Below are 8,735 nucleotides of genomic sequence, written 5' to 3'. Positions count from 1 at the left end.
GGAAAGTTAACAAAATAAACCCGTTCGGTAGCTCTTGTTACCGCTGTATAGAGCCACCGCAGCAAGTCGCGGGTAAGATAATCCTCTGTAAAATATCCCAAATCCACAAATACCGCTTTCCACTGGCCACCCTGCGATTTATGACAAGTCATGGCATAGGCAAATTTCACCTGGAGGGCATTGTAAAAATCATTTTCTCTTGTATTTCTGTATTGCTTTTTTTGAGTCAGATACATCTTCATAATCCTTCATCACTTCATAAAAAAAATTTCTCCTGCTCTTCCTGAGTTAGCCCCGCTGCTTTACTCATCAGGGAATCCAGGATAATCCGGACATCAATTTCAATTTCTTTATAGTCAACCAGCCGAAGGACGACATCCGCAAAATGATGGCCGTAAAGATTATGGTAATTGTTTATCCTGATAACTTCAGCTATGTCACCGTTGGCAATAAAGCCAATTTCTTCGTTATCTTTTAACCAGTGATAATTATTCTTCATCATTAAAAGATAATCGCCCACTGACAACTGTTCTTCCCTGAAAAGCACTGTATTTCTTATGCCCTGATTATACAAATTGGCCCTTTTATTAGTCCGGCATATCACCAATGTGTCTTCCAACCCGTAATTGCTGTAACAATAATCGAGTTCTTCAATCAGTTCGGTCCCCGTGATGCGAAAAACATCCGGAAATCCCTCAACCCGAAAGCGGGGATAATCCATAGTTTCAGACTGATTTGCCAGCATTTCCCGCAGCCGGGTAGCATTAAAGAGTATACCGCTACCGATTTTTTGACGTATCACATCGGTCAAAGTTGCAGAAAACACGTTTAACCCGAGAGCAGCTATATTGTTCTCTTCGAGTGCAGGACTCAGGGTGATGCCAACAGGTGGCAACTGAGCATCATCTCCAATAAGCATCAACTTGCAGTTCCGGCCTTCGTAAACATAGCGCACCAGATCGTCGAGCAACCTGCCTGATCCAAAAAATCCCCCTCCCCCGTCATTTGCAATCATTGACGCCTCATCAACGACAAACAATGTATCTTTGTGTAAATTGCGATCCAGGTCAAAAGCAGCAAATCCATCTTTTGAGGATTTCTGACGATAGATTTTTTTGTGTATGGTGTACGCCGGAGCACCGACACTATTCCCCAAAACCTTGGCTGCCCGTCCTGTAGGAGCAAGAAGAACCGACTGCTGACCGAATTCATTCAAAACCTTCACAATAGACCTGACAAGAGTTGTTTTTCCCGTTCCTGCATAGCCTCTCATAACAAAAGCCGTATCACCCGTCCGATCGGCTAAAAACCGGGCAATTTGGCCGATTGATTCTTTTTGCGACGGAGTAGGCTCCATCCCAAATTCAGTAAGTATTCTTTCTTTCAGAAAATCTTCCAGCATACTTTTATTTCTCCTTCTACAACCGGCATTTGTCTTCCTGCAAATTGTCAGTTACATTTGATTCAGATAAAAAAAACATCTGCTTTGCTGACTACCAGCTCAGCTTCAGGCAGTGCAGACAGTTTCGGTGAATCCTATAGCGCTAATATTCAATATTATATCAGTGATTATCCATAAAAAATTAATTCACAGCACATTATTGCTGTCAAATTAAAAAATATTGCGATACAATAAATGAGCCCGGTCTAAAAAGCATCTTTGTTGCCAAACTCGTTGTTGTTTTAAATTTTTGCATCCTCATTAACAACAAATTAACTCCGGTACAAAAATTTAAAACGCCTTGATTTTGACAAAAATATGCTTTTTTATACTGCACTCATAAGTCATCAAAGGAAAAAAAAACAGAAGCGAAAACAAAGATTTATGAATTATTTGGTATAAAGAAATGGCGGTTTGAATTTTTTTTTAAATTTGTGCAATCGAAACAAAAACAAAAATCCGAAAAATAATGAAAACAGCAATCCAGATTATTCTGACCATTGCCATCCTTGCCTTGGGATATTTGTGTTGGGAAAGCATTCAGAAGCCGGTAAGATTTAACGAAACCCACCAAATGCGGCAGGAGAAAGTTATTGAACGCCTCCAGGGCATTAGAGAAGCGCAGAGAGCATACAAATCAGTGTATGGGAAATTTACCGGAAGCTTTGATACGTTGATCAACTTTATCAACAACGATTCACTCGCGCTCATTCACATGGAAGGAAGGTTGACCGACAGCATGATTGAAGAAGGAATGACCGAACTGAGGGCACTAAAAATGGGAATCATCCAACGCGATACCATTTACGTTGCCGTCAAGGATTCTCTTTTTGGTAAAAATTTCGTACCCGATTCACTCCGATATGTTCCTTTCACCAATAAAGAAGAGTTTGAGATGGAGGCCACAACCATAAAAACGGCATCGGGTGTTGAAGTGCCTGTTTTTGAAGCAAAGGTACACAACAATACTTACCTCAAAGGTCTTGATGAACAACTTATTATCAACTTAAACGAAGAAGCCAAAGCTTACGGAAAATATCCCGGCCTCAAAGTGGGGTCACTCACCGAAGCAAACAACAGCGCCGGTAATTGGGAATAACCTCAAATATTTGAATTATGGTTCCCGACCTTTCGTTAGTTGACGAAACCTTTGACACCAATATTACACAGTCATATTTTTTATCCATCCAGGTGTGCCTGGATGGATTTTCTTTTTCTATTCTCGACCCTGTTCGAAATAAATACATCCAGTTCAGATACTTTTCTTTTCATCCCAAGGTCAAAGAAAGCGATCTGCCTGAACTCACAAACAGGATATTCGAACAAAACGAGCTTTTAAATCTCCCCTACAAAAAAGTTTTTATTCTCATTCCTTCCCGTTTTTCAACATTGGTTCCATCAGGACTTTTCACTCCTGATGAGGCTGCCGCATGGCTCCGTTTCACTCATGAGGTTCCCGAAAATCATAATGTTGTATTTTCCCAGATGAAGCTTGCCGACGCCTGGAATATTTTTGCGATTCCTTCTCACCTGAGTGATATTTTTAAACGGCAATTCCCGGAACCCTCTTTTTTTCAGCAATACATCCCTATGACCGAGACAAAACTTGCCATTAGCCGGCCAGGTGTAAGTAAAACACAATTAATTATCAACTTACAAAACAATTATTTTGACATAGTAGTGCTTGAAAAAAACAATCTTAAACTCAGCAACTCATTCCAGATAAGAGGTGAGAATGATCTGATCTATTACACCCTGTTTGTTTTCGAACAATTGCAGCTTCTTCCTTCCAATATCGAAGTACAGCTCATCGGGGCCCATCCCGAATTCGATGCCATCAGGAAAACATTGGAGAAATACATCAAACATGTCAAACAGCCCGGTTTGCCTTCAGGTTTCCAATACAGTTATCTTTTTAAAGATGTCCCCGGTCACCGGTTTCATAATTTGTTAAGTCTGGCATCATGCGTATCGTAAGCGGTCAGCTAAAAGGCCGGCGATTTTCACCGCCGTCATCTTTTAAAGCCCGGCCAACTACCGATCAGGCCAGGGAGAGCCTTTTTAATATTCTCAACAACCTGATTGATTTTGAAAGCGAAGAAGTACTGGATTTATTCAGTGGAACCGGAGCCATATCTTATGAATTTGCATCACGAGGATGTTCCTCTGTTACTGCGATTGAGAAAAACTATGCAAATTTCAGTTTTATTAAAAAAACAGCAGCCGGGTTCAATATTGAAAATAATCTGAAAGTTATTAAAGCCGATGTATTCAAATTCATCGAAAAAAATAATAAGAAATACACCTTCATTTTTGCCGACCCCCCTTTTGACTTACCACAAACAGAAGAATTGCCAGGCATGGTGATGAATTCCGAAATTTTAACAAAAGACGGCTTATTCGTCCTCGAACATGGTCCGGACAAGAATTTTGAAAACAACCCGTTCTTCTGGCAAAATCGCCATTATGGCAAGGTCAATTTCTCCTTTTTTAAAGTAAAAAAAGATAAAAAAGGGCCATCAGACTGATTTCTGATGACCCTTTTTTGCGGTCTGGACGGGACTTGAACCCGCGACCTCCGGCGTGACAGGCCGGCATTCTAACCAACTGAACTACCAGACCTAATTATGTGGTAGTAATTATTTTTCCGGTGGCGGTCTGGACGGGACTTGAACCCGCGACCTCCGGCGTGACAGGCCGGCATTCTAACCAACTGAACTACCAGACCGGAAATGTATGCTTCCCTTTGTTTTTAAAGCGTTGCAAAGATAACGGTTCTTTTTAATTCTGCAATACTATTGATGTAGAAAATCCACTTTTTTCGTGCCTGTCATTCAGATATCCGGTTGTGTTTTTTCAGCAATCCATCAACGGTCATAATCTCAAGATAGGTGGTTCCCCCGCCTATTCCGAAACTGCCTCCGAGATAGGCAACAAGGTCATCATCCTGAATGATATGGTATTTTTTCAAACGCATCAGGGTATTGCTCAAAATTTCACTTTTTGAACTGCCCGGTTCTGTAAGCTCCGGAAAGACTCCGTACGAAAGTGCCAGTTCGCGCCCTACACGTTTATTGTAACAAAGCGCAATCACAGGATTAGGTCCGCGAAAAGCGGCCAGATAACGGGCTGTTTTTCCTGTCAGACTATCTGTCAGTACCGCTTTTATATCCAGTTCTTTAGATGCTTTCACAGCCGTATCGGCAAGGTAAGCGGTAATATCATGCCCGACCACATCCACAGGAATATCATTCCGGGTATCTTTGGCAGCTTCCACTTCTTCGGCTATCCGCGACATAGTCTTAACCGACTCCACGGCATATTCCCCATAAGCAGTTTCTCCACTAAGCATGATTGCATCGGTACGGTAATAAATCGCATTCGCAACATCGGTAACCTCTGCTCTGGTTGGGCGGGGATTTTTGATCATGGAATGCAGCATTTGAGTAGCAACAATAACAGGCTTTTTAGCCTCTACACATTTACGAATCAATTGACGCTGCAGCCCGGGTATTTTTTCCTGGGGAATCTCAATCCCGAGATCGCCCCTTGCCACCATAACACCGTAAACATGCTCAAGAATTTCATCTATCTTCTCTACCCCCTCCTGATTTTCTATTTTCGCAATTATTTTAACCGGGCTGTCGTAATCATCAAGAATATTTTGAATTTCAAGAACATCCTCCTTGTTGCGAACAAAAGAGTGAGCAATGAAATCAATATCATTTTCAATGGCAAACCGGATAAAACTTTTATCTCTCGGGGTTACCGATGGCAAATTAATGCGCACACCCGGCACATTCACACTATTCCGGCTGCCAAGCACACCATTGTTAAGCACTTTACATAGTAATCCGTTACTTTTTTTCTCAATGACTTCCAGTCCTATTTCTCCGTCGTCAATCAAAATAGTGGTACCGCCAGAAACATCGTCGGCTATCTGTGAATAAGATACGCATATTTTTTTGCTGGTGGTTCTTCCATCTGGTTCGCCTGCGAGAAGAATTTCGGAACCTGCTTGTAGTTCAATGTCCTTGTCTGTTACTGTTGTACGAACTTCAGGCCCTTTTGTATCAATAAGAATGGCGATTTCGTCGGACACTGCCCTGATATTATTAACAATCCTGGTTATGCCATCAAAATCTAAGTGAGCGGTATTCAATCTTGCTACATTCATCCCCGCCTCAAAGAGGTTTCTGATAAACTCAACTTCACACCTTTTGTCAGAAATTGTTGCAACAATTTTGGTGAACTTCTTCATTCATTTTCATTTTAAAGCAAATACTTCCTTCGATTATAGATTCAGCAACGCTTCAATGGCCAGCCGGTAGGAGTCAAGGCCAAAACCGCAAATAACACCCCTGCAAACCGGTGAAAGAAAAGAGTGGTGCCTGTAATTTTCACGCTTAAAAACATTAGAGATGTGCACTTCAATTACAGGTACTTCAACCGCAGAAACAGCATCGGCCAAAGCAACAGAAGTATGAGTGTAGCCTCCTGCGTTCAGAATAATACCGAAATCGCCAAATCCATATTCATGAATTTTATTGATCAATTCCCCTTCAATATTGGATTGAAAGTAATCAATTTGGATTGAAGAAAATTTCTTTTGTAAAATATCAAGATACTGGTCGAAGGATTCCTTTCCGTAAGTATCCGGCTCACGAATGCCCAATAAATTCAAATTCGGCCCATTGATAATCAGAATTTTCATCAGTATAAAATTAGTCTAAGTCATTGGTCTGATGGAACTCGCATGATTGATTATATACATGTTCTTTTGTGACAATCTTTGTCATGCTCGTTTCATCCGTATATAATTTACTTAAGTCATTGGTCTGATGGAACTCGCATGCAAGCATTTATACATATTCTTGATGTGGTATGCCTTGTCAAGCCCGTTTTATCTTACCATCTTACATCTAAAAATCTAATAATCTATTAAAACAAACTTTGCCATGCCATTTCATGAGTACGATCTAAAACAGAAATTTAACAGAGTGCAAAAATACGACATCATCATAAATAAAAAAACTGCGTGCAATACTTTATACAAAGAACTGTCAAACAATTTATTGCTGCTGAGCAAACAAATCTGATAACTGAGTGTTGTAACAATATATTACAAAATCTATTGATATGACAAAATATTTAAGAAAATATTTGCATTTACATAAAAAAATTTCGCAACTTTAACCAATGGTATTTTCTTTGATTATCTATCCATGATTTAACCTTAAGTGTTCATAATAAATGAAAGTTAAGATATTTAACATCTGCTGAAACAAAAGTGAATGCAGCTAAATTTACGGAATAATAATTGTTATTAGTGTCAGTCTGTAAAGTGGCTTGTCCGAAAATTACTCATTTACGATAGAAAATTTCGTATTTTCGGACTTTGCAAGCCTTGTAAATGACACTTTCTGAACAGACACATGATTTGACACAACTTTTCCCGACTTTATAGACGGGCACTAATTATAGAAAATCAGCTCCGGGCTTATACTCATTTAAATTTTTTAACATATAGAGAAGGCATCGGTTCTGCAAACAATCACATTCTGCAAAGCAATTTAAGGATTACTAATAAAATGAACAGCGACATGAATTGGGAACAAGAAGTTAACGGGTTTAAGAACTATTTAAAAGTTGAAAAGGGTCTTTCAGATAATTCTATCCATGCCTACATTACAGACCTTCTTAAATTAGTTCAGTTTTTGAAAGAAAAAGGGTATGATGTTAGCCCGGAACAGGTAAAGCTTGATCACCTGAAAGAGATGATGGAATGGGTGAATGACAAAGGCATCAGTCCACGCACACAAGCCAGGATTATTAGCGGCATTAAATCGTTTTACAAGTATCTTCTCATTGAAGAAAAAGTAGATAAAGATCCCACGGCTCTGCTTGAAACACCAAAAGTGGGACGTAAACTTCCGGAAATTTTATCGGTTGAGGAAATTGATACCATTATCAATGCTGTCGACACCAAGAAGCCCGAAGGCCAACGCAATAAAGCCATACTGGAAACATTATACAGTTGCGGCCTGCGTGTTTCAGAACTGATCGATCTAAAAATATCAAACCTTTTTTTCGAATCAGGTTTTGTGAAAATTGAAGGAAAAGGCAGTAAGGAAAGACTGGTACCGATCAGCACCAAAGCGATAAAAGAGATCAACCTTTATCTGAGCGAATACCGGAGAAACTTAAGGATTCACCCCGACCATGAAGATATTCTTTTTCTCAACAGACGGGGTAAAAAATTATCGCGGGTTATGATTTTTACCATCATTAAAAACATTACCCGAAAACTCGGACTTGAGAAAAACATTAGTCCACATACTTTCCGCCACTCATTTGCCACGCACTTGATCGACGGAGGTGCCAACCTGAGAGCAGTACAGGAAATGCTTGGACATGAATCGATCATTACAACAGAAATTTATACTCACCTGGATAAAGAGTACCTCAAAAATACAATTATCCAGTACCATCCCAGATCGTAAAACTCACCTGGCATAATTTACTGATCCATAATTCCTGTCCCTAAAAAAATTAAAAACGTCTTCAACATTGTTTGGAAAAGCACTTTCAAATTTGTTGAAGACTTTTTTATAACCAAGAGTGCAGTATAAAAAGCATATTTTTGTCAAAATCAAGGCGTTTTAAATTTTTGTACCGGAGTTAACTTGTTGTTAATGAGGATGCAAAAATTTAAAACAACAACGAGTTTGGCAACAAAGATGCTTTTTAGACTGTGCTCAACCAATCTACTTTAAAATACCATATAATCCTGTAACGTAAAAATGTTCTTCTCAAATTTCCTGAATTCTCTAATAATAATTATTTTTACTTCGCCCAAATTGATTTACAAATTATCACCTGTTTTATCTTTATTTCGAGTTCCGTTAAGAACAATTAGCTAATTTATTACAAATTGAAAGCAATTTCATTCACCAACAACTAAATTATCAAAATTCTCATTGAGCAACCTCAATTACCTGTTCATCAGCTAAATCAAACTTTTCAGGCAAAAAATATTAAAGATATTTTTCTTCAATGTGGTTTTTTTATACATTTGGCCCCTTTAGAAATGAAACGAACATGACAAAGATTGTAACAAAAGAACATGTATAAAACTCAATCATGCGAGTTCCATCAGACCAATAACTTAGACTAATTTTATACTGATGAAACGAGCACGACAAAGATTGCCTTAATAGATTATTAGATTATTAGATTATTAGATTTAAGATTTTAGATGAAACGAGCATGGCAAGGTTTGTCATAAAAGAAC

At 39.0% G+C, this 8,735-nt stretch carries 8 protein-coding genes and 2 tRNA genes; 4 read left to right on the top strand and 6 right to left on the bottom strand.

Annotated features, from left to right (window positions below; genetic code table 11):
• The coding region (locus tag ATH1_RS22370; RefSeq protein ID WP_044115574.1) for an ATP-binding domain-containing protein at positions 1–242 on the bottom strand (242 nt) is incomplete at its 3' end.
• Positions 243–256: 14 nt separating this feature from the next.
• On the bottom strand, positions 257–1,402 hold the full coding sequence (locus ATH1_RS0116710; protein WP_010424477.1) for an ATP-dependent DNA helicase: 1,146 nt from the start codon (positions 1,400–1,402) through the stop codon (positions 257–259).
• A 508-nt stretch (positions 1,403–1,910) separates the two neighbouring features.
• Here ATH1_RS0116710 and ATH1_RS0116705 point away from each other — a divergent pair.
• The 3 genes from ATH1_RS0116705 to ATH1_RS0116695 are packed head-to-tail and all read left to right on the top strand — an operon-like array spanning position 1,911 to position 3,969.
• A complete protein-coding gene (locus tag ATH1_RS0116705) occupies positions 1,911–2,540 on the top strand; it encodes a hypothetical protein (protein ID WP_010420981.1) in 630 nt (209 codons plus the stop codon).
• Positions 2,541–2,557: 17 nt separating this feature from the next.
• Positions 2,558–3,418: a DUF3822 family protein gene (locus tag ATH1_RS0116700; RefSeq protein ID WP_010420982.1), complete on the top strand. Its 861-nt coding sequence runs from the start codon at positions 2,558–2,560 to the stop codon at positions 3,416–3,418.
• A complete protein-coding gene (locus ATH1_RS0116695; RefSeq protein WP_010420984.1) occupies positions 3,406–3,969 on the top strand; it encodes an RsmD family RNA methyltransferase in 564 nt (187 codons plus the stop codon). Before ATH1_RS0116700 ends, ATH1_RS0116695 begins: the two co-directional genes overlap by 13 nt.
• Before the next feature lie 20 nt (positions 3,970–3,989).
• Here the strand turns inward: ATH1_RS0116695 and ATH1_RS0116690 are convergent.
• The 4 genes from ATH1_RS0116690 to aroQ all read right to left on the bottom strand — a co-directional run bounded on the left by ATH1_RS0116690 (position 3,990) and on the right by aroQ (position 6,155).
• Positions 3,990–4,063, bottom strand: a tRNA-Asp gene (locus tag ATH1_RS0116690).
• Between the two features lie 29 nt (positions 4,064–4,092).
• Positions 4,093–4,169, bottom strand: a tRNA-Asp gene (locus ATH1_RS0116685).
• 102 nt (positions 4,170–4,271) lie between these two features.
• Positions 4,272–5,702, bottom strand: a complete 1,431-nt coding sequence (gene pyk, locus ATH1_RS0116680; RefSeq protein WP_010420987.1) for a pyruvate kinase — start codon at positions 5,700–5,702, stop codon at positions 4,272–4,274.
• Between the two features lie 33 nt (positions 5,703–5,735).
• Positions 5,736–6,155, bottom strand: a complete 420-nt coding sequence (gene aroQ / locus ATH1_RS0116675) for a type II 3-dehydroquinate dehydratase (RefSeq protein WP_010420991.1) — start codon at positions 6,153–6,155, stop codon at positions 5,736–5,738.
• Between the two features lie 889 nt (positions 6,156–7,044).
• Between aroQ and xerD the strand changes: the two genes are divergently transcribed.
• Positions 7,045–7,944: a site-specific tyrosine recombinase XerD gene (gene xerD, locus ATH1_RS0116670; RefSeq protein ID WP_010424474.1), complete on the top strand. Its 900-nt coding sequence runs from the start codon at positions 7,045–7,047 to the stop codon at positions 7,942–7,944.
• Positions 7,945–8,735: the final 791 nt, after the last annotated feature.

The sequence above is a fragment of the Anaerophaga thermohalophila DSM 12881 genome, assembly GCF_000191885.1.
GTDB classification, from domain to species: Bacteria; Bacteroidota; Bacteroidia; order Bacteroidales; family Marinilabiliaceae; genus Anaerophaga; species Anaerophaga thermohalophila.
Note: the sequence above shows the minus strand (reverse complement) of the source record. Positions and strands in the feature narration are given on the sequence as shown.

Coding starts and splice junctions, on each gene's coding strand:
- ATH1_RS0116710 (WP_010424477.1), bottom strand. CDS start 1,402: ATGCTGGAAGATTTTCTGAAAGAAAGAATACTTACTGAATTTGGGATG.
- ATH1_RS0116705 (WP_010420981.1), top strand. CDS start 1,911: ATGAAAACAGCAATCCAGATTATTCTGACCATTGCCATCCTTGCCTTG.
- ATH1_RS0116700 (WP_010420982.1), top strand. CDS start 2,558: ATGGTTCCCGACCTTTCGTTAGTTGACGAAACCTTTGACACCAATATT.
- ATH1_RS0116695 (WP_010420984.1), top strand. CDS start 3,406: ATGCGTATCGTAAGCGGTCAGCTAAAAGGCCGGCGATTTTCACCGCCG.
- pyk (WP_010420987.1), bottom strand. CDS start 5,702: ATGAAGAAGTTCACCAAAATTGTTGCAACAATTTCTGACAAAAGGTGT.
- aroQ (WP_010420991.1), bottom strand. CDS start 6,155: ATGAAAATTCTGATTATCAATGGGCCGAATTTGAATTTATTGGGCATT.
- xerD (WP_010424474.1), top strand. CDS start 7,045: ATGAATTGGGAACAAGAAGTTAACGGGTTTAAGAACTATTTAAAAGTT.